17 protein-coding genes, 1 tRNA gene and 1 pseudogene are annotated in these 19,501 nt (G+C 66.8%); 8 read left to right on the forward strand and 11 right to left on the reverse strand.

All coding sequences use genetic code 11. The features are described from left to right. Nucleotides 1-265 precede the first annotated feature (265 nt). Both ACQ754_RS15745 and ACQ754_RS15750 read right to left on the reverse strand, forming a co-directional pair. Nucleotides 266-1,153, reverse strand: a complete 888-nt coding sequence (locus ACQ754_RS15745) for a hypothetical protein (RefSeq protein WP_440998002.1) — start codon at nucleotides 1,151-1,153, stop codon at nucleotides 266-268. Further along, nucleotides 1,150-2,247 carry a UDP-N-acetylglucosamine 2-epimerase gene (locus ACQ754_RS15750; RefSeq protein ID WP_440998003.1) on the reverse strand — a complete coding sequence of 366 codons (1,098 nt, stop codon included), beginning with the start codon at nucleotides 2,245-2,247 and terminating at the stop codon, nucleotides 1,150-1,152. The genes ACQ754_RS15745 and ACQ754_RS15750 overlap by 4 nt, the downstream gene beginning before the upstream one ends. Before the next feature lie 208 nt (nucleotides 2,248-2,455). On the opposite strand from ACQ754_RS15750, the gene ACQ754_RS15755 reads away from it, so the two are divergent. From ACQ754_RS15755 to ACQ754_RS15765, 3 genes are read left to right on the forward strand one after another with little or no spacing between them, the layout of a single operon-like run. Beyond that, nucleotides 2,456-3,487, forward strand: coding sequence for a TRAP transporter substrate-binding protein (locus tag ACQ754_RS15755; protein WP_440998004.1), 1,032 nt, complete (start codon nucleotides 2,456-2,458; stop codon nucleotides 3,485-3,487). 11 nt (nucleotides 3,488-3,498) lie between these two features. After that, a complete protein-coding gene (locus ACQ754_RS15760) occupies nucleotides 3,499-4,038 on the forward strand; it encodes a TRAP transporter small permease subunit (protein WP_440998005.1) in 540 nt (179 codons plus the stop codon). Next, nucleotides 4,031-5,374, forward strand: a complete 1,344-nt coding sequence (locus ACQ754_RS15765; protein WP_440998006.1) for a TRAP transporter large permease — start codon at nucleotides 4,031-4,033, stop codon at nucleotides 5,372-5,374. The genes ACQ754_RS15760 and ACQ754_RS15765 overlap by 8 nt, the downstream gene beginning before the upstream one ends. A gap of 18 nt (nucleotides 5,375-5,392) precedes the next feature. Here the strand turns inward: ACQ754_RS15765 and ACQ754_RS15770 are convergent. Continuing rightward, a pseudogene (locus tag ACQ754_RS15770) lies at nucleotides 5,393-5,949 on the reverse strand (Uma2 family endonuclease). 399 nt (nucleotides 5,950-6,348) lie between these two features. Between ACQ754_RS15770 and ACQ754_RS15775 the strand changes: the two are divergent. Beyond that, the gene (locus ACQ754_RS15775) at nucleotides 6,349-6,882 is read left to right on the forward strand and encodes a pilin (protein WP_440998007.1); all 534 of its coding nucleotides are present in this window, start codon (nucleotides 6,349-6,351) and stop codon (nucleotides 6,880-6,882) included. Nucleotides 6,883-6,936: 54 nt separating this feature from the next. Here the strand turns inward: ACQ754_RS15775 and ACQ754_RS15780 are convergent, their stop codons facing one another. Together ACQ754_RS15780 and ACQ754_RS15785 are read right to left on the reverse strand one after the other, a co-directional pair. Further along, nucleotides 6,937-7,362: a type II toxin-antitoxin system VapC family toxin gene (locus ACQ754_RS15780; RefSeq protein ID WP_440998008.1), complete on the reverse strand. Its 426-nt coding sequence runs from the start codon at nucleotides 7,360-7,362 to the stop codon at nucleotides 6,937-6,939. Continuing rightward, nucleotides 7,359-7,604: a DUF6364 family protein gene (locus ACQ754_RS15785; protein WP_440998009.1), complete on the reverse strand. Its 246-nt coding sequence runs from the start codon at nucleotides 7,602-7,604 to the stop codon at nucleotides 7,359-7,361. The genes ACQ754_RS15780 and ACQ754_RS15785 overlap by 4 nt, the downstream gene beginning before the upstream one ends. Before the next feature lie 197 nt (nucleotides 7,605-7,801). Here ACQ754_RS15785 and mntA point away from each other — a divergent pair, with 197 nt between their 5' ends. Together mntA and hepT are read left to right on the forward strand one after the other, a co-directional pair. Next, on the forward strand, nucleotides 7,802-8,230 hold the full coding sequence (mntA, locus tag ACQ754_RS15790) for a type VII toxin-antitoxin system MntA family adenylyltransferase antitoxin (RefSeq protein WP_440998010.1): 429 nt from the start codon (nucleotides 7,802-7,804) through the stop codon (nucleotides 8,228-8,230). Beyond that, nucleotides 8,220-8,633: a type VII toxin-antitoxin system HepT family RNase toxin gene (gene hepT / locus ACQ754_RS15795; RefSeq protein ID WP_440998011.1), complete on the forward strand. Its 414-nt coding sequence runs from the start codon at nucleotides 8,220-8,222 to the stop codon at nucleotides 8,631-8,633. The genes mntA and hepT overlap by 11 nt, the downstream gene beginning before the upstream one ends. A gap of 37 nt (nucleotides 8,634-8,670) precedes the next feature. On the opposite strand, the gene ACQ754_RS15800 is transcribed toward hepT, so the two are convergent. The 6 genes from ACQ754_RS15800 to sucC all read right to left on the reverse strand — a co-directional run bounded on the left by ACQ754_RS15800 (nucleotide 8,671) and on the right by sucC (nucleotide 16,210). Beyond that, complete coding sequence (locus ACQ754_RS15800) at nucleotides 8,671-9,264, reverse strand: Uma2 family endonuclease (protein WP_440998012.1); 594 nt, start codon at nucleotides 9,262-9,264, stop codon at nucleotides 8,671-8,673. Nucleotides 9,265-9,507: 243 nt separating this feature from the next. Continuing rightward, nucleotides 9,508-11,679, reverse strand: a complete 2,172-nt coding sequence (locus ACQ754_RS15805) for a DUF3141 domain-containing protein (protein WP_440998013.1) — start codon at nucleotides 11,677-11,679, stop codon at nucleotides 9,508-9,510. A gap of 39 nt (nucleotides 11,680-11,718) precedes the next feature. Then, entirely contained in the window at nucleotides 11,719-13,668 is a 1,950-nt protein-coding gene (locus ACQ754_RS15810) for a polysaccharide biosynthesis protein (RefSeq protein WP_440998014.1), read from the reverse strand. A gap of 182 nt (nucleotides 13,669-13,850) precedes the next feature. Beyond that, nucleotides 13,851-13,927, reverse strand: a tRNA-Met gene (locus ACQ754_RS15815). Nucleotides 13,928-14,132: 205 nt separating this feature from the next. Then, nucleotides 14,133-15,005, reverse strand: coding sequence for a succinate--CoA ligase subunit alpha (gene sucD, locus ACQ754_RS15820; RefSeq protein WP_440998015.1), 873 nt, complete (start codon nucleotides 15,003-15,005; stop codon nucleotides 14,133-14,135). Nucleotides 15,006-15,040: 35 nt separating this feature from the next. Continuing rightward, nucleotides 15,041-16,210 carry an ADP-forming succinate--CoA ligase subunit beta gene (gene sucC, locus ACQ754_RS15825; protein WP_440998016.1) on the reverse strand — a complete coding sequence of 390 codons (1,170 nt, stop codon included), beginning with the start codon at nucleotides 16,208-16,210 and terminating at the stop codon, nucleotides 15,041-15,043. A gap of 178 nt (nucleotides 16,211-16,388) precedes the next feature. Between sucC and ACQ754_RS15830 the strand changes: the two genes are divergently transcribed. After that, entirely contained in the window at nucleotides 16,389-17,969 is a 1,581-nt protein-coding gene (locus ACQ754_RS15830) for an ATP-binding protein (RefSeq protein ID WP_440998017.1), read from the forward strand. After that, a complete protein-coding gene (locus ACQ754_RS15835; protein ID WP_440998018.1) occupies nucleotides 17,966-19,306 on the forward strand; it encodes a sigma-54-dependent transcriptional regulator in 1,341 nt (446 codons plus the stop codon). Before ACQ754_RS15830 ends, ACQ754_RS15835 begins: the two co-directional genes overlap by 4 nt. Nucleotides 19,307-19,501 lie beyond the last annotated feature (195 nt).

Consider the following 19,501-nt stretch of genomic DNA (forward strand, 5'->3'; position numbering starts at 1 on the left):
GCCTTGGGCGATGCGCTGAACGCCGTGCTGGTTGCCGCCGGGCACAACATCCGACTGCTGCTCCGGGCCATGGCCGACCTTTTGCGCCGAATCCTGGGACGGCTACTGGGCGCCATCAACACCGTCGGCCGGAATCAGAATCTCGAACCCGGAATGCGGGCTGCCGCATAACGGGTTATTCAGGGCCGACTCTCTAGAAAAGAGCCGAATATGACATCAGGATATTTCGTGGGCTTTTTTTGTGAACACTTCTTTTACATGAATTCTAATTTGAATCCAGCCGTTCCACTAACAGAGCAATTGGAGCGACAACCAAGAGGCCGGAGACTCGATTTAGGGCAGCGGCTAGAAAACCCAACGCGGCCACAACACCAAGTCCTTTAGCGATACCCGCAGCCAGGAATTCAGTAACCCCTAGACCAGCAGGCGCCACCCCGACGATCGCGGCGGTCACGCTCGACAGGGTTAGCACCGTAGCCTGCAGATAGCTGACGGACTCCCCGAGAGCCAAGAAGCATAGCCAGATACGTAGCGCGCCCACACCTACCGTGAGAACCTGGACCGCAAGCAGACTGGCTAACCATCTCGGCTCCGCACGGAAACCACGGGCGAGCATGTAGCCGAAAACCAACAAGATGATGACGCCAACTAGTAGAGCCAGTGGGCCAACGCGATAGAAAGCACTCAAGATCAAGGCCGAACCGGCGAGAACCGTCGTCACGCCAAGCCAGGAGCCCGCGGTCAGCACAGTAACGAACGTGGTCTGACGATACGTATTGGTCACGGCCTTTAGCGCGGCTATACGCACGAGACTGCCGCCCGGTAACGGCAGCATGTTTGCGGCGGTGCTCAAGATCGAGATCAGCATTGCCCGCGGCAGCGCAACCGCCGATCCGACGAGACGCGCAGTGAGCCAAAACTGACTGGCGTTGGCGAGAATGGTCAGCGGCACACAGGCGACCACCAACAGCCATACACGGGGCGACGCGCGCCCCAACAGGTCGGGATAGTTCGAGAGTGCCACAGCAAGACCAGCTACGAATGCGGTCACGGCCACCAAAACGGCAACAGTACGAACGCGCGGATGTTCGAACACGCCACGTTGGCGGGCAACGGCGTGCAGTATATCCTGTATCCGGGACTGAACCGTCACGCCTGTTCGGCACCTCTGCCGTCACGCAAGAGGCGATCCACGATTCGCGGGCTAGGATGGATATCCGACGCCAGAATGTCCTCCCCCCTGCCTTCGCGCCAAACCTTTTCCAGAAAGCCATCCACCACGTCCTGTTCAAATCCGCAGAGGACGGCTCGCTCGCCAATACCTTCGCGGCGCTCAGTGGCGTTGCGCAGGATCAGGGTCGGTTTCTGCATGTAATATAGTTCCTCCTGATTGCTACCACCGTCCGTGAGCACGAACACCGAGGCTTGCAACAATCGGATGAACGCCGTATAGGGCATACGCTCGCGAAAGTGGATCCGCGGGTTGCTACACAAGCGCAGGAACAGCCCTGTCACACGCAAACGCTTTTCAGTAGCTGGATGCAGCACGAACACCACGTCAAGCTCTTCCGCAACGCGTTCCAAGGCCTCTGCGACCCACTCGATGCGCTGGCGCACGAAGATGTTCTCGAAGCGGTGAACGGAGGCGACGCAGTAGCGCTTGAACTCCGTTTTATCCGCAGGCTCGTCATCGGCTAGCGCGAGCCGCAGGGTATCCAGCAAGGTATTTTGGCCTGTGTCTACCGTTTCCACGTTGTAGCGGGCCATGTTGCCGGAGGCCCACTCGCCCGGGCAAAAGGCAAGGTCGGTTAGGCGAAAGACCAGCTTCCGAGTCAGTTCTTCCGGGAAGGGGTTCCAGACGTTGAACGAGCGCAGGCCCGATTCAATATGCGCCACCCGGCATCCTGTAAGTTTGCCAGCCAATGCCCCAAGAAGCGTGGAGAACGTATCCCCGTGCACGACCACGGTCGGTGGCCGGTTCAGCTCGTTGCGGAACAGCGTTCGGCGACGCCGCAGCATACGGAAAAGGATCTTTGGCATCCAGAAAAGCATCCGCGCGATCCCGCTCACTTCGGGCCCGGAGTACATATATTCCGGCCGCGTGACGACGCCGAAATCGGCAAGCAGTGCCTCCATCGTCACGGTATGCTGACCAGTGAATACCAGGCGGTATGCGGAATCACGCCTCTCCAGCTCCCTAAACACTGGCGCCATCTTTATCAATTGCGCGCGCGTGCCGACGATCACGACCAGCGAGGCGTTCCGATAGTTTTTCGTCCGAGGATCTGTTTCGTCTAGTTCTTGGGGCGCTGGCCGCATAAGGATGTCATCAGATCTCGCGGGTTGGACCCTAACATGCCAAGGCATGGGAGAGCGGTATCGTATCAGGGTACGGGTGGCGAGGGCACAACAGTTTAGGGTTAAATGAACGGCCCGGACTGGAGGAGAGACAACGATGAACAAGACCGCACTAACCACCGCCTGCGCCCTCACCCTGGCCGCTGGCGCCCCCGCGCATGCCGAGAGCTACGACCTGCAGAGCACCTTCCCGCTACAGGTACCCTCCATTGGCCAGAGCCCGGTGCACTGGGCCGAGAAGGTCGCGATGATGACCGACGGCGCCATCGAGATCGAGGTCCACGGCGCCGGCGAGTTCGTGCCGTCGCTGGAGGTGTTCGGGGCGGTGAGCTCCGGGGCGTTGCCCATGGGCTTCGACTGGATCGGCTACTGGGCGGACCAGATCCCCGTCGCGAACCTGGTGGGGTCCATGCCCTTCGGCCCGGCGCCGGAAGTGGCGCTGGCCTGGATGTTCGAGGGCGGCGGCCTGGAGATCATCCAACGCGCCTATGACCCCTACGACGTCAAGATCATCCCCTGCCACCTGGTGGCCTCGGAGGCCGGCGGCTGGTTCAACAAGGAGATCAACTCCGTCGAGGACCTGGAGGGGCTGAACATGCGTATCTCCGGGCTCGGCGGCAAGGCGCTGGCGCGGCTCGGGGCCAATACTCAAATGATCCCCGCCGGGGAGCTCTACGTCTCCCTCGAACGCGGGCGCATCGACGCGCTGGAGTTCTCGGCGCCGGCCCTGGACGTGGGCTTCGGCTTCCAGGAGGTGGCGGACTACTACTACTTCCCGGGCTGGCACCAGCCCTCGAGCTGGGATTCGATCATCATCAACATGGACGTGTGGAACGGCTTCAGCGAGCGTGAGCAGGGCATCTTGGTGGAGGCCTGCAAGGCCAACATCACCGAGCGCCTCGCCGAACAGCTGGACGCCCAGGCGGACGCCATCGAGCAGGTCCGCGAGGCCGGAGTGGAGATCCGCCGCTTCCCGGACGAGGTACTGACCGCCATCCGCGCCGAGGCCGAGGCGGTGATGGCCGAGGAGGCGGAGCGCGACGATCTCTTCGCCGAGGCCTATGAGTCCCTCCGCGAGTATGCGGAGCGCGTGGGCTCGGCCAACGATTTGCAGTCCCTGCCGCGCTGAAGCGCCGCGCCGTGCTCGAGCGCATCGGTACCCTGTGCGCCTGGCCCGGGCGGGTGGTGGGCTGGCTGCTGCTACCGCTGATGGTCATCGTGCTGGTGACGGTGGCGGCGGCCAGCCTGGGCTGGAACGAGTTCCTGCGCTGGGGCGTGGATCTGCCCGTGCTCGGGCCGGCGCTGACGGTGAACTCCCTGCTGGATCTGCAGTGGTATATCTTCGCGCTGGTGGCACTGTTCGGCACGGTCTACGCCTTCCGCGAGGATCGCCACGTCTGCGTGGACTTCCTCTCGGCGCGCTTCCCTGATGCGGGACGACGGCTGGTGCAGCTCTTCGGTGACGTGATCTTCCTGCTGCCGTTCTGCACGGTTATGGTCTGGTACGGCATCGACTTCGCCGAGCGGGCCTGGGTCACCGGCGAGGGCTCCAGCTATGGCGGGCTTCTGGATCGCTGGCTGATCAAAGCCTGCGTCCCGCTGGCCTTCGGCCTGCTGGGCGTGGCGGGGATGGCGCGGGTGATCAGCAATCTCCGGGCGCTGGCGGGCCGGCATGGGTGAGGGGTTCTGGCCGCTGGCCATGCTGGCGGCACTGGTGGTCGGCATCTTCTCCGGCTATCCGGTGGCCCTGGTGCTGGCGGGTACGGGGATCGTGTTCGCCTTTTTGGCCGATATCCCGGCACTGTTCCTCTCCATCGGCGTCTCCCGGGTGTACTCGGGCATCCTCACCAACTGGCTGCTCATCGCCATCCCGCTGTTCGTCTACATGGGGCTGATGCTGGAGCGCTCCGGCGTGGCGGAACGGCTGCTCGGCTCGCTGGCGGCGTTGTTCCGCGGGCTCTCCGGGGGCTACGGCTTCGCCGTGGTGGTGATCGGCGTGGTGATGGCCGCCTCCACGGGCATCATCGGTGCCTCGGTGGTGCTCATGGGGATGATGGCCCTGCCCACCATGCTCCGTCACGGCTACGATCCGCGCCTGTCCACCGGGGTGATCGCGGCGAGCGGGACGCTGGGCATCCTCATCCCGCCGAGCATCATGCTCATCGTCCTGGGGGACCAGCTGCAGGTCTCCGTGGGGGACCTGTTCATGGGCGCGGTGGGGCCGGGGCTGCTGCTCGGCGCGCTGTACCTCGGCTATCTGGCGGTGGTGGCACTCGTGCGCCCGCAGTGGATGCCGGCGCTGCCCCGCGGCACCGATGAGCGGCCCCTCGGCCGCCGGCTGGCCTCCCTGGCGCTGGATCTGCTGGCGCCGGTGGCGCTCATCATCTGCGTGCTCGGCTCCATCGTCGCGGGCATCGCCACACCCACGGAGGCCGCCGCCATCGGGGCGGCGGGGGCGACCCTGCTGGCGCTGATGGCGGGCGGGCTGCACCGAGGGGTAATGGGCGAGGCGCTGCGGGAGACCACCCGCACCACGGCGATGATCGTGTTCGTGATGATCGGCGCGAGCCTGTTCAGCCTGGTGTTCAAGAAGCTCGGCGGCGATGACCTCATCGCGGGGGCGCTGGCCTTCCAGGACGGGAATCCGTACTGGGTGATCCTCACTATCATGGTGGTGATCTTCGTGCTCGGTTTCTTCCTGGAGTGGGTGGAGATCACCCTGGTGGTGATCCCGCTATTGGCGCCGGTGGTGGCGGGGCTGGACCTGGGCCTGGCGGAGCCGGAGCTGCTGGTGTGGTTCGCCATCGCATTGTCGGTGAACCTGCAGACCTCCTTCCTCACCCCGCCCTTCGGCTACGCGCTGTTCTACCTCCGCGGCATCGCCCCGCCGGAGATCTCCATCGCCACCATTTACCGCGGGGTGGTGCCGTTCGTCATCCTCCAGCTATTGGCGCTGGCGGCGGTGATCGCCTTCCCCGCCATCAGCCTGTGGCTGCCGCGGTATCTGGCCGGGTAGCAGGGAAAGCCGAACCGGCTACGCCCACAGCGCGGCGAGTTCGAAGGGCACCGCGTCGAAGGGGTCGACGGCGACCTCCGCCTCGCCCACGAAGCTCGCCTGCAGCAGCCAGTCCCCGCCCTGGAGCCGAAAGGCCTCCAACGTCCACGCGGTGGGGTCGATCAGCCAGCAGTAGGCGACGCCGTAGCCGGCGTAGCGCGGCATTTTGAGCATGCGGTCGTCGCGGGCGGTGGCCGGCGAGAGCACCTCGCACAGCCAGTCCGGCACCAGCTCGAACCAGGGGGTCTCCGGCAGGGCGGGAATACGTTCGCGACGCCAGCCGGCCAAGTTCGGCACCAGCACGTCCTCACCCAGATGCAGCTCCGGCTCGTCGAGGATCCACCAGCCGCCGGGGCCGCCCCGGCCGCGGTGGAACGGGCCGCCCAGCTCAACACCGAGACTCGACGAGGCCACCGCATGTGCGGGAGCGGGCCGCGGATGGGTGTGCAGCGCCCCGGGATGATCTCGCCGACGACGTTGTCCGGCAGGGCGTAGAGATCCTCGTACCGGGCCGGGCCGTCTTGCGGGTCGTTCATGGCGGGGCGTCCCTCCGGGCGGGTCAGCGGTCGCGGACTTGGTGTAGAAGGTATGGCAACTCGGACGTCAGCCGACAAAGCACGCGGGGCCTGGTGGCGGACTGCGCGTTGCTCCGTCCGCCTTACGGGCGGCAAAGCGGCCGGGGGCCGGGTGGCGGACTGCGCTGCGCTTCGTCCGCCCTACACCCGACAACGAGCGGTAGGGCGGACGGAGCAAAGCGTAGTCCGCCGCGACCCTCCTGACCGGATACGTCACCACCAGGGCCGGCGAGTGCCGGCCCGTGGCAGTGTGACGCACGGCTGACGCCGCTGGCGCCCCACTACCCCGCTGGTAGGAAAATTGCATCCGTTCTCCCGCAACACCGGGGAATCGTGACTGCGGCACATCGGAACGGCAACATGTTCAATGGAAGGAGACAACACGGCTTCACGCTCATCGAGCTGATGATCATGGTGTCCATCGTCGGAATCCTCAGTGCGATCGCTATCCCCGCCTACAACACCTATGTGGTCCGGGCCAAGGTGTCGGAGGGGCTCGGCCTGCTCTCCGATCGCAAGGCCGCTATCGCCACCTTTCATGCCACGAAGGGAGAATTGCCTTCGACGTTCGAGGAAATTGGCTGGCCGTCCGCAACGGGGTCCCCGCAGGCCGGGGCAAGCGGGGATTCCGCGAGCTTCCAGAACGTGTTCGGCTATGACAGCGACATCTGGGACAGCGTGGAGTACCAGGACAAGGGCGACGGTCGCCAGGTCCTGGTGCTCCGCTCCAAGCAGAAACCGCTTTGGGACAACGTCGACATCGGGTTGCACCTGCAGGTCAAGGCCGAGGGCGGGGCGATCCGCTTCCGCTGCACGGTCAATGACCAGGCCGAGCGCAAGCCTTGGGTGCCGAGCACTTGCCGGGAGGGCAGCGTCGGCCAGTGGGGATGGTGATAGACGCTACAAAGCCGGTAGCGCGGATGGACGGAGGCCTCATTCAGCCGCCGCTCAACCGCCTAGCAAGTTGTCGTCGAGTGCGATCAAGTACTCTCGGGGACTCAGCGCCTGGACCGGCGAACGTTCAAAGTCCCTGACGTTACGCGTGACGATCACCGTACACCCGTTGGCTTCGGCGGCGGCAGCCACCATGGCATCCTCGAAGTCCGGCCAACCGAGGGCTTGAGCCCGGATCGCCACCTCCTGATTGATAGGGGTCACCGACAGATAACGCAGCATCCAGTCCACAGCATGATCAGCCTTCGCCCGGTCTTGGTAACGCGCCACGATATAGTGGATGGTCGTTAGGGCATGAGCCGGCAGACAGGCTCGCTGCGCCCCGCGAATCGTCCGTTCAAGCACCGTCGCGGAGGGGCGGCAGTGGGGTTCACGCTGCTGGAGGATGTCCAGGATTACGTTGAGATCGAGGAGAATCACCGGCTGTGCTTCGTCCGCAGATGCTCCCGGTACTCCGCCTCGACGTCCACTTCCGCCGGGACCAGTCCGGTAACCTCATCGAGCTCTGGACCCGAGATGTGGTCATCCAGCGCGCGCATGCGGCGCAGATATCGGTCAATGACCTCGGTAACGGTCAACCCATGGGCAGACGCGTAGGCCTTTACGAACTCCACATCGCGCTTGGGCAGCCGGACGGTGAGCTTCGTCGTTTCGGTGGACATGTTAGGGGCTCTCCATACGGCACTTTCCCATCGAGTGTACGGCCGAGTGCGTGTCAGAACAACGTCCAGCCGAGCAGCAGCCATTGGCCGTCGTTGCGCCGGAAGGCCTCCCGGTGCGGGTATCCGGGTCGTTGAGCCAGCAGTATTCGACACCGGCGTTATACTCAGCACCATGGCAACCGGCACAGGCACGGAAAATGTCCGCCGATGGGCGATCCCTGACCACCGCTGAGCTCGCGCTCATTCGCTCGCGCCTGCAGGAGGCCGTTCCCGGTCTCATGGCGATCTACTTGTTCGGCTCCTACGCACAGGGCAATGCCCGCGCGGACAGCGATGCGGACCTGGCCATTCTGGCCCGGGAATCGGTTCCACCGCTGCGCCGCTTCGAGCTCGCCGAGGAGTTGGCCATGGCGCTCGGCCGCGACGTGGATCTGGTGGACCTGCGCGCGGCGTCCGCAGTGCTGCGCAGCCAGATCGTCGCTTACGGGACCCCTATTTATCGCAGCGACGATCCCGATGTGGAGGCATTCGAGGACTTCGTCTACGCGGATTATGCGCGGCTGAACGAGGAGCGCGCCGGCATCCTGGAGGATATCCGCGCCCGCGGGAGCGTCTATGGCAGATGATGTAGTGCTGGAGAAGGCGGCTAGCATCGAACGCTGCCTGCAGCGCGTTGTAGAGGAATACGACGGCCACGAGGGCGAGCTTGCGGAGAACTACACCCGCCAGGACGCGCTATTATTGAACCTGCTGCGCGCCTGCGAGACCAGCATAGATCTGGCCATGCATGTGGTGCGCACGCATCGCCTCGGCGTGCCTCAGAACAGCCGCCACGCCTTTGAGTTGCTATGCGAGGGCGGTTTCCTCTCCGCTGACCTCGCCGCGGCCATCAAGCGCATGGTCGGTTTCCGGAACATCGCGATCCATAACTACCGCGAGCTGGATCTGGAAATCATTCGAAGCATTGTCACCGAGCGACTCGACAATTTCCGACGGTTCACGGCGGCCATGATCCGCAACGAACAGTAGCGCGTAGGCCGGACGGAGCGAAGCGCAGTCCGCCGGCTCAGGGACCGTGCACCGGCAGGATCTCCGTAAGGGCCTCCCAGTCGATGGACACGCCGGGCACTGCGCCCACCACGGTCTCGCCGGCGAGCTCGGTGATCTCCGGCTTGCCGTACTCACCGTCGCGCAGGCGATAGATGGTGAGCACCCGGTCCATTGGATGGACCAGCCAGAGCTCGGCGACGCCGGCGCGCTCGTAGACGCGGCGCTTGTGGATCTGATCATGGCCAGCGGTGGCCGGCGAGAGGACCTCCACGACCCAATCCGGTGCGCCGCGCACGCCGCGCTCGTCGAGCCGCTCGGGGTCGCAGACAGCGAGGACGTCCGGCTGGACGACGGTGTCCACCTCGTCATCCCCCTCGCCGGCCTTGGGCAGGCGGACATCCAGCGGGGCGACAAAGACACGGCACCGCGGCTCTTCCAGGGCATTGGCGGCCTGGCGAAATATCTCCCCTACGACCTCCTGGTGCACCCGCATGGGTGCGGGGGCCATCGCGTAGGCGACGCCATCAATGAGCTCGTAGCGGGCGTCGTCGTCCCAGCGCAGATAGTCGGCGTAGGTGTGGTAGTCGTGATCCCGGACCGGCAGTCCCATGGCGCACCTCCCTGCCTTGTTCAATCCATTGTAGCGGAGGCCGGCGGATTCCGGCCTGCGGCCTCCATCCGCCCTACCGCACCGGTTGTCGTGGCCGCACGGGGACCATGGTGACACGGAGCCGTAGGGCGGACGCAGCAACGCGTAGTCCGCCGCGACCCCGGCGGGGGCGGGTAGGGCGGACGAAGCGAAGCGCAGTCCGCCGAACGATCCGTGGAGTCCGGCCTCCGCCCCCCGGCCGCGTTACGCGGCCTTCTTCGCCCGTTCGAACAGGGAACGGATCTGGGCGTAGCGGTCGGCGGCGTGCTCCGAGAGCTCGCCGCTGGCGGCGAGGACGTGGTCCAGGTGCTCGAGGTGCTCGTCGATGGCGTCGGGGCTCTCGCCGGCGAGCAGCTCGGGGATGGCCTCCAGGGCCGCCTCCCGGTCCAGGCGCAGGATGAAGAACTGCTCGCGCACCAAACGCTTGTAGGAGGCGAGGTCCGTGCCCGGCTCCAGCTCCGCGCGGGAGGCGCGCAGGCGCTTGAAGTTGCGCTCGTCGGTGCCCGGCGATCCGCCGAGGATGTAGATCACCGAGCGCATCAATGCCTCGTGGCGGCCGCCCTCGGCGATCTGTTCGCGGAGCTCCTCGCGCCGGCGCTCGATGAAGCGCCGGTGCTCGGGCTCGGCCCCCGGGCGCCGCCGGTGGACATGGGCATCCCCGTGCAGGCCCACCAGGGCCTGGAGCAGGGGCTGGCCGTAGAGGCTGAGGAAGGTCGCCTCTATGGTTCGGTCGCGCAGGTCACGGAAGGTGTTCAGCGTGTAGACGATCTCGTTGGAGACCATGCCCTCGGCGACGCGGAAGGGGTTGTCCTCCGCCACGGGGTGGCGGTCGGCGCGCACCCGCTCGGCGAGCGACGGGAGCCCGAGCATCAGCGGGTTGCGGTCCGAGAAGGCCTTGTAGCGCACCCGACTCGGGTGCAGCCGGCGGATCCAGGTGGCGATGTCCTCGTTGACGGTGGCCGTCACCAGGGGCTGGAGGAACAGCCGATAGAGCCCGAGATTGATCTCGGAGATCCGCGCGACGGTGGCGAAGCGGGTGTCGTCCTCCTCGCGGTGCTGGACCTCCCGGTCCAGGTCCTCGACGGTGCGCTGGCTGAACTCCAGCAAGTAGTCCCGTTCCAGGGGCTCGCCGTCGGTACGTTCCTCCGCCGGGGTGACGGTGGTCTCGTAGAGCCCCGGCGGCAGGACGTCGATATAGTCCATGTTCGCCGTGAACTCCGTGTGCTCCTTGCGCGAGATGCTGCCGGAGACGAAGATCCCCAGGTGACCCGTGGAGTCGTGGACGCAGTAGACCAGAGTCTGGACGTTGGCGATGATGTCCTCCACGCCCTCGTAGAGGTCGCGGATCCAGCCAAGCGCCTGGGGCGGCGGGGTGATGTTGTCGCCCCGGGAGCAGAACACCACCACCGGCGAGCGGATGTTGCGCAGATCCACACGCCGGCCGTCCCGGGTGACCAGCTGCGCGGTGGACAGGCGGTTGCCGACGAAGAGGTTGTCGACGATGTACTGGATCTCGTCGGCACCGAGGAAGACATGCCCGCCCCACCAGCGCTCGAATTCCAGGTAGCGCTCGGCCTCGGTGTCGATGTTGGCGTAGAGGTTGTACTGCTTGGCCCAGACGGTATTGGCAGGGTTCAGCCGCTCGAAGTTCTGCACCAGCCAGGCGCCATCGAACAGCCCGTTGCCGAGGTCGCTCAATAGCGCGGTGGTCCAGCTACCGCCGGTCATGCCACCGGTGTAGCGCATGGGCGCGCCACCGCGCTCACCGGCCCAGTAGGACAACGGTGCCCCGGCAATGAGGATCGGCCCGAACAGACGCGGCTCCAGCGCCGCCGCCATCATCAGCTGCCAGCCCGCCTGGCAATTGGCGACCACCATCGGCCGCTCGGAGGTCTCGGCATGGCGCTCGTTGACGTGGCGCAGGAAGGCGATCTCCGCCTCCACCACGTCCTCCACCGTCTGCCCGGGCTCGGGATAGGGCAGAAAACCGATGAAATAGCAGGGGTGACCGGCGCGCAGGGCCACGCCCACCTCGCTATCCGGCTTGAACCCGCCGATGCCGGGGCCGTGGCCCGCCCGCGGGTCCACCACCACGAACGGGCGCTTACGCGGGTCGATCTCCACCCCCTCGGGCGGCGCGATCCGCAGCAGCTCGTAGTTCACCGGCCGCGGCAGGTCACGGCCATCGACCAGGACCTCGGCATCGAAGCCCAGCACGTTGGGCTTGGTCTGCTCCATGTGCTCCAAGTACTGGTTCCCGCGCCGGCGCATGACGTCCATGTAGAGGACGCTGCGCTCGAGGGCGTCGCGCCAGTACTCATCGGCGGCACGGTAGAAACCGAACGGATCGAACACGGCCGGCAGTGCTGCCGGCATCGGAGGCATCATCATGGGCAAAGGGCTCCCCATCCGGGGTCAGTGCAACCGCCCGGAGGCGGGTTCGGGTGTATGCTCACCTTCCCTGGCCCAGACGAGGTCCACCAGCTGGGCCTCGCCCTCGAACTCCCGCACCAGCTCACCGAGCAGCGCGCGCAGGCGCTCGCAGTCGAAGTCCCGGCAGGCGCGGTCCAGCGCCTCGAGCTGGCGGGTCATCTGCGGCCACGGGAGATAGCCCTCACGGGCCCGCAGGATCATGGAGTGGCGGGTGGGCTCGACGTTATCGCCGATGAGCAGCTCTTCGAAGAGCTTCTCCCCCGGGCGCAGACCGGTGAACTCGATGGCGATATCGCCATGCGGGCTCTCCTCGTCGCGCACGCGCAACCCGGAAAGATGGATCATCCGACGCGCCAGGTCAAGGATCTTGATGGGCTCCCCCATGTCCAGCACGAACACGTCCCCACCCTCGCCCATGGCGCCGGCCTGGAGCACCAGCTCGGCGGCCTCGGGGATAGTCATGAAGTAGCGGGTCACCTCCGGATGGGTGACGGTGACCGGCCCGCCGTGGCGGATCTGCTCGCGGAACACCGGCACCACCGAGCCCGAGGAACCGAGGACATTGCCGAAGCGCACCATCTCGAAGCGCGTGCGGGGCCGCTCCGCCGCCAGGGCCTGGAGGATCATCTCCGCGAGCCGCTTGGTGGCGCCCATGACGTTGGTGGGCCGCACGGCCTTGTCCGTGGAGATGAGCACGAAGGCCTCCACCCCGGCGTCCATGGCGGCCTGGGCGCAATGCAGGGTGCCGAAGACGTTGTTGCGCACCCCCTCGATGACGTTGTGCTCCACCATGGGCACATGCTTATACGCGGCGGCATGGTAGACGGTGTTCACGCCGAAGGCGCTCATCACCCGCTGCAGGCGGCGGCGGTGGGTCACTGAGCCGAGCAGACCCACCACCTCCACGTCCAGGTCATGGCGGCGGGCGGTGGCGCGGAGCTCACGCTCCAGCCGATAGAGCCCGAACTCGGAGAGCTCGAAGAGCAGCAGCCGCGCCGGCGCGAGGCGCAGGATCTGGCGGCAGAGCTCGCTGCCGATGGAGCCAGCGGCACCGGTGACCATCACCGTCTTGCCGCGAATGGCGGCGCTGAGCAGGGCGTTGTCCGGCGCGACCGGGGCACGTCCGAGTAGGTCTTCGACGTCGACCTCGCGGAACTCGTTGACTCGGGCACGGCCGGAGACCAGGTCCGAGAGATCCGGCAGGGTGCGCACGTGCAGCGGTGTGCGCTCCAGCCGCCGGATAATCTCGCGCCGGCGGCTGCGGCTCGCCGAGGGGATGGCGAGCAGGACCTCGTCGGCCCCGTGGGTGCGGGCCAGCGACTCCAGCTCCGCCGGCGGGTGGACCCGCATCCCCTGCATCACCACCCCCTGCAGGGCGGGGTCATCGTCGACGAAGGCCACCGGGTCGTACCCGTAGCTGTTGCGCAGCGCCGAGGCGGTCTGCACGCCCGCCGAGCCGGCGCCGTAGAGGATCACCCGCTGCTCGTCGTCCGAACGCCGGCACAGCACCTGCAGCCAGGCGCGGGTCAGGAACCGCGTGCCACCGACTAGGAACAGCGCCAGTAACCAGTAGAGGATGACCGTGGAGACCGGCAGCAGGCGCACGCCGCCGGCCAGTTGCACCGCGGCCACCACCAGCGCCGAGAGGGTCACCCCTTTTAGCACAGCCACCAGGGCATGGGCGCTCAAATAGCGCACCACCGCCCGGTACAGACCGAGGTAGCCGAATACTGGAATGGTGAACAGCGGCAGCAGCAGGAACAGCGGCCAGAGCCCACCGATCGAGGGGGTAAGGGAGCCGGCCTTGAGGGCCAGGGCCAGCCACAGGGCGACGGGCAACGTCACCATGTCCACCGCGACCATGAGGCTGCGCTTGAGCGAACGCGGCAACGCCGCGACAGCGTCGTTCACGCGCTCAAACGGCGGGCGCATGGCTGTCTTCCGCAGGTTGTGTCCGCATACGGTATTCTTCCCTGCCAACGCCCCGCCCCTTCGGCTGCAACGTTAGCCCATAACCGCTTTGCGCGTGAAGGGAATATTACCGTCTGCGATGCGTCGCACCATGTCTGGGACGGCATCCAGCGAGGTATCACAAGGGCCATCAAGGGAGGAGATGGTGGCTACGGGTGGATTCGAACCACCGACTCCCACATTATGAGTGTGGTGCTCTAACCAACTGAGCTACGTAGCCACGTTTCCGGCGAGCGCGTATTTTTGCCGTCACGCCGGCGGCTGTCAAGCGCGCGGGCAACCGGAGATTTGCGCGCAAGGCGCGCTCCTAGGTGGGGACCATCCCCCGGTAGGAGCCGGCCTCGCCGGCGAACGGAACGCGCCGGCGTATCACGATTCGCACGCGGGGCGCGCTCCTACACGGGGTCGGGTGGTCCGGGGGCGGTTCAGCCGGTGAAGAACTCGTTGATCTTCGCGCCGATCTCCGCCGGGGAACGGACGGTGGCGACACCCGCCTTGTCCAGGGCGCCGAACTTGTCGTCCGCGGTGCCCTTGCCGCCGCTGATAATGGCGCCGGCATGGCCCATGCGCTTGCCGGGGGGCGCGGTGACGCCGGCGATGTAGGCCACCACGGGCTTGCGCACGTTGGACTGGATGAACTCCGCGGCCTCTTCCTCGGCGGTGCCGCCGATCTCGCCGACCATTACGATGCCCTTGGTCTGGCGGTCGGCCTCGAAGCGCTCGAGCACATCAATGAAGCTCATGCCCTGGATCGGGTCGCCACCGATGCCCACGCAGGTGCTCTGGCCGAGGCCAACGTCGGTGGTCTGTTTCACCGCCTCGTAGGTCAGCGTGCCGGAGCGGCTGACGATGCCGATGGAGCCGGCCTGGTGGATCTGGCCCGGCATGATGCCGATCTTGCACTCGTCCGGGGTGATGATGCCCGGGCAGTTGGGTCCGATCAGGGTGGCGCCGTAGTCCGCGAGCGCCGCCTTGACCCGGAGCATGTCCTGAACCGGGATGCCTTCGGTGATGCAGGCGATGACCTTAATGCCCGCGTCCGCCGCCTCGAGGATGGCGTCCGCGGCGAAGGCCGCCGGCACGTAGATCATGCTGGCATCGGCCCCCGTCTCGGCGACGGCCTCGCGCACGGTGTTGAACACCGGCCGGTCCAGGTGGGTCTCGCCACCGCGGCCCGGGGTGGTGCCACCGACGACGTTGGTGCCGTAGGCGATGCACTGCTCGGCGTGGAAGGTGCCCTGCTTGCCCGTGAAGCCCTGGACGATCACCTTCGTGTTCTTGTCGACAAGAATGCTCATCTCGCTGAAACCTCGCTGCTAATCCGAATGTCGCGTTACGCACCCACCGCGGCGACGACCTTCTTGGCGCCGTCGGTGAGGTCATCCGCGGCAATGATGTCCAGGCCGCTGTTGGCAAGGAGCTCCTTGCCCTTGTCGACATTCGTACCCTCGAGGCGCGCCACCACCGGCACCTTCACGCCGACCTCCTTGACCGCCTCGATGATGCCCTCGGCGATCATGTCGCAGCGCACGATGCCGCCGAAGATGTTCACCAGGATGCCCTGCACGTCGGGGCTCGCGGAGATGATCTTAAACGCCTCGGTGACCCGCTCCTTGTTGGTGCCGCCGCCGACATCCAGGAAATTGGCCGGCTCGCCGCCGTGGAGCTTGATCACGTCCATGGTCGCCATGGCGAGGCCGGCACCGTTGACCATGCAGCCGATATTGCCGTCGAGGGTGATGTAGTTCAGCCCGTGCTCGGCGGCCTGCACCTCGGTCTCGTCCTCCTGGGAGATGTCGCGCATGTCCGCGATCTCCGGCTGGCGGCCGATCTCCACGGCGTTGTCGTCGACGTTGACCTTGGCGTCCAGGGCCAGCAGCTCACCCTCGGCGGTGACGATCAGCGGATTGATCTCGATGAGCGAGAGGTCGCGCTCGGTGAACGCCTTGTACAGCCCGCTCATGATCTGCGTGAGCTGCTTGATCTGCGCCTTGCCGAGGCCCATGCCGAAGCCGAGCTCGCGGCACTGATAGGGCTGCAGACCGGCCGCGGGGCTGACCTTGGCGGTCAGGATCTTCTCCGGCTCGCTGGCGGCCACCTCCTCGATGTCCATGCCGCCGGCCTCGGAGGCCATGAAGGTGACGCGCTTGGAGGCGCGGTCCACAACGGCACCGAGATAGAGCTCGCGCTCGATGTTGAGCCCCTGCTCGATCATCACGGCGTTGATGGGCAGGCCGTGCTCGTCGGTCTGGTGGGTGACCAGCCGCTCGCCGAGCATGCCGTCGGTGTAATCCGCCACCTCCTCGAGGCTCTTGGCGAGCTTCACGCCGCCGGCCTTGCCCCGCCCGCCGGCATGGACCTGGGCCTTGACCACCCAGACACTGCCACCGAGCTTCTCCGCCGCCGCGCGCGCCTCATCCGCGCTGCGGGCCACATATCCCCCGGGGATGGCGATGCCGTATTGCGTGAAAAGGTGTTTTGCCTGAAATTCGTGGAGATTCATCTGAAGCGCCCTACCTCCGTAACAAAGCCCGAGTATTCTCCACCAATCCCGTCGGCAGATCAAAAGCGAACACGGCGTCATCTTGACTGATCAGTCAGGAACCGGTCGTAAACGCGCTTGCAACGCCTCGTGGGAGGCCGGAAACTGGCCGACGGGCACGATGGCGCGAACGACAACGATGCACGCTGATACCCCCAATGGCCGAGCGTCGCTGACCTGGCGGCCACTGCTGATCTTTGCCGGCTACCGGCTGGTGGTGGCGCTGCTGCTGCTCGCCGGCCTGGTGGTGGGCGGGCCGACGGGAGTGCTGAGCGTACTCCTGCCCGCGCGCTACGCCGTGATCGCCCTCACCTATGTGCTCTTCTCGCTGGTTCTGCTGGTCACCGCCCGCCGGCGCCGGCCGCCCTTCCTGGTGCAGGTCACCGGCGGGGTGATCGGCGACATCGCCGCCATCGGACTGCTGACCTACACCCTGGGCAGCCAGGAGACCGCCCTGGGGGTGCTGCTGGTCACCGCGGTGGCCGGTGGCAGCCTGCTCGCCGGACTGCGGCTGGGGGCATTCTTCGCGGCCCTGGGGACAGTGGCGTTGTTCACGGTGCAGACCCTCGCGGTGCTGGAGGACCGCGCCGACGCCGGCGGCTATACCCAGGTGGCGCTGCTCGGCCTGGCCATCTTCGCCGTGTCCATCACGGCGGCGCTGCTGGCCCGGCGCGCCCGGGAGAGCGAGGCCCTGGCCGAGGAGCGCGGCCTGGACGTCGCCAACCTGGAGGCATTGAACGCGCACATCGTCCAGCGCCTGGATACCGGAGTGATCGCCCTGGACCGCGATGGCCGCATCCGGCTGGCGAACCGCCTGGCGAACCGGATCATCGGGGCGGTGGAGGCAACCGAGACACCGGCGCTCGCCGAGCGCGCGCCCGCCCTCGACGGCGCCCGGCGCCAGCTCGGCGATGACGGCGGGACCGGCCCGTCCATCACCGCCGGCGGTGAGGAGTTCCTGCCGCGCTTCGTACCGGTAGGCGAGCGCGAACGCGGCGGTACGCTGATCTTCCTGGAGAACCTCACGGCCATGCGCGCTCAGGTCCAGCAGGCAAAGCTCGCCTCCATGGGACGGTTGACCGCGAGCATCGCCCACGAGATCCGCAACCCGCTGGGTGCGATGATGCAGGCCGCCCAGCTGCTCGGCGAGGCAGACAACCTCAAGCCCGCAGACCAACGGCTGGTGGGCATCATCACCAAGCAAGGGCGCCGGCTCAACGAAACCGTGGAGAACGTCCTCCAGCTCTCGCGCCGCTCACCGGCCAACCGTGAGGTGGTCGAGCTCGCCGAGTGGGTAACCCGCCTGGTGGACGAGTGGCGGCCGGAGTTCCCCGACGCGGACGTCGAGCTCGCCACCGAGCCGGCCCGGGCGCTGTTCGACCGCTCCCACCTCCACCAGGTGGTGGACAACCTCCTGCGCAATGCGGTGGTCCACGGCAGCGAACCGACCCGCATCCGGGTACAGACCGGCCATGACCGCAACGGCGCCCCCTATCTGGAGGTCCGCGATCAGGGCCCCGGTATCGACCCGGAGATCCGGGCGCACCTCTTCGAGCCCTTCGCCACGAGCCGCCGCGGCGGCACCGGCCTCGGGCTGTACCTGGCCCGCGAGCTCTGCGAGGCGAGCCAGGCGCGGATCGCGCTGCTCGACTCCGAGCGCGGGGCACGCTTTCGCATCACCTTCGCCGCCCCCGACAGATCACAGGGAGGAACGCAATGAGCCGCCCGCTGGCCCTGGTGGTCGACGACGAGGCCGACATCCGCGAGCTCGCCGAGCTCACCCTGGAGCGCCTGGAGATCGAGACCCGCACCGCGGCCACGGTGGCGGAGGCGCGCCGGTTGCTCGCCGAGGAGACCTTCGGCCTGTGCCTCACCGACATGCGTCTGCCCGACGGGGACGGCCTCGATCTGGTACGCCACATCACTGCCCGCTACCCGCATATCCCGGTGGCCATGATCACCGCCTACGGCAGCATCGACACCGCCATCCAGGCGCTCAAGGCCGGGGCCTTCGACTTCGTGACCAAACCGGTGGACATCAACGTGCTGCGCCGGCTCACCGAGCACGCCCTGCGCCTGAGCGAGGAGCCTGCCGACCGCCGCTCCCGGGACGTCCTCCTCGGCGAGGCGGAGCCGATGCGCGAGATCCGGGCCTCCATCGTGAAGGTGGCCCGCAGCCAGGCACCGGTCTACATCTGCGGGGAATCCGGAACCGGCAAGGAGCTCATCGCGCGGCTGATCCACGACAAGGGCCCGCGCCGGGACCAGCCCTTCGTGCCGGTGAACTGCGGCGCCATCCCCGCCGAGCTCATGGAGAGCGAGTTCTTCGGCCACCGCAAAGGCAGCTTCACCGGTGCCACCGGCGATCGCGAGGGGCTGTTCCAGTCCGCCCAGGGGGGGACGCTGTTCCTCGACGAGGTCGCCGAGCTGCCCCACCACATGCAGGTCAAGCTCCTGCGGGTCATCCAGGAGAAGGCGGTGCGGCCGGTGGGGGCGGAGCGCGAGGTGCCGGTGGACGTACGCATCATCTCCGCCTCCCACCGTGACCTCGAGGAGCTCGTCGAGCGCGGCGAGTTCCGGCAGGACCTCTACTACCGGATCCACGTGATCCGGCTGCGCGCGCCGGCGCTGCGTGAGCACCCGGAAGACCTGCCGCTGCTGGTCGACCACATCCTCCGCCGCATCACCGGGCTCCAGGAGCATGGCTATGTGCTCGGCGATGAGGCGCTGCGGACATTGCAGTGCTACCGCTTCCCGGGCAACGTCCGCGAACTGGAGAACATCCTTGAGCGGGTGGTGGCACTCTGCGATGGCCCGGAGATCGGCACCGCGGAGCTGGGTCTCGCCAGCGAGCACATGATGGCCTCCCCCGCTACCCCTCAAGCCCCGGAACCCGGCGACGGCTTCGAGCTGGAGTCCTACATCGAGGATATGGAACGCAGTGTCATCCAGCGCGCGCTGGAGAAGAGCGGGCACAACAAGACCGCCGCCGCCCAGCTCCTCGGGATCAGCTTCCGCGCTTTGCGCTATCGCCTGAAGAAGCTGGGCCTGGAGTAGCAACCGGGCGGGGGACCTCCACGCACACACATTCGCGCGCGAGGCGCGCTCCTACGCCGGGGGTCAAGAGTGTAGGAGCCTGCCTGCAGGCGAACTTCGCACTTCGCGCGCGGGGCGCGCTCCTACGCGAGACAAAAAAGAACCCCGGCCGGGGAGGCCGGGGCGTTGCTAGCCGGGGAATGCATCGCAACAGAC

It is taken from the genome of Arhodomonas sp. SL1 (genome assembly GCF_052060015.1).
Classification (GTDB): Bacteria; Pseudomonadota; Gammaproteobacteria; order Nitrococcales; family Nitrococcaceae; genus Arhodomonas.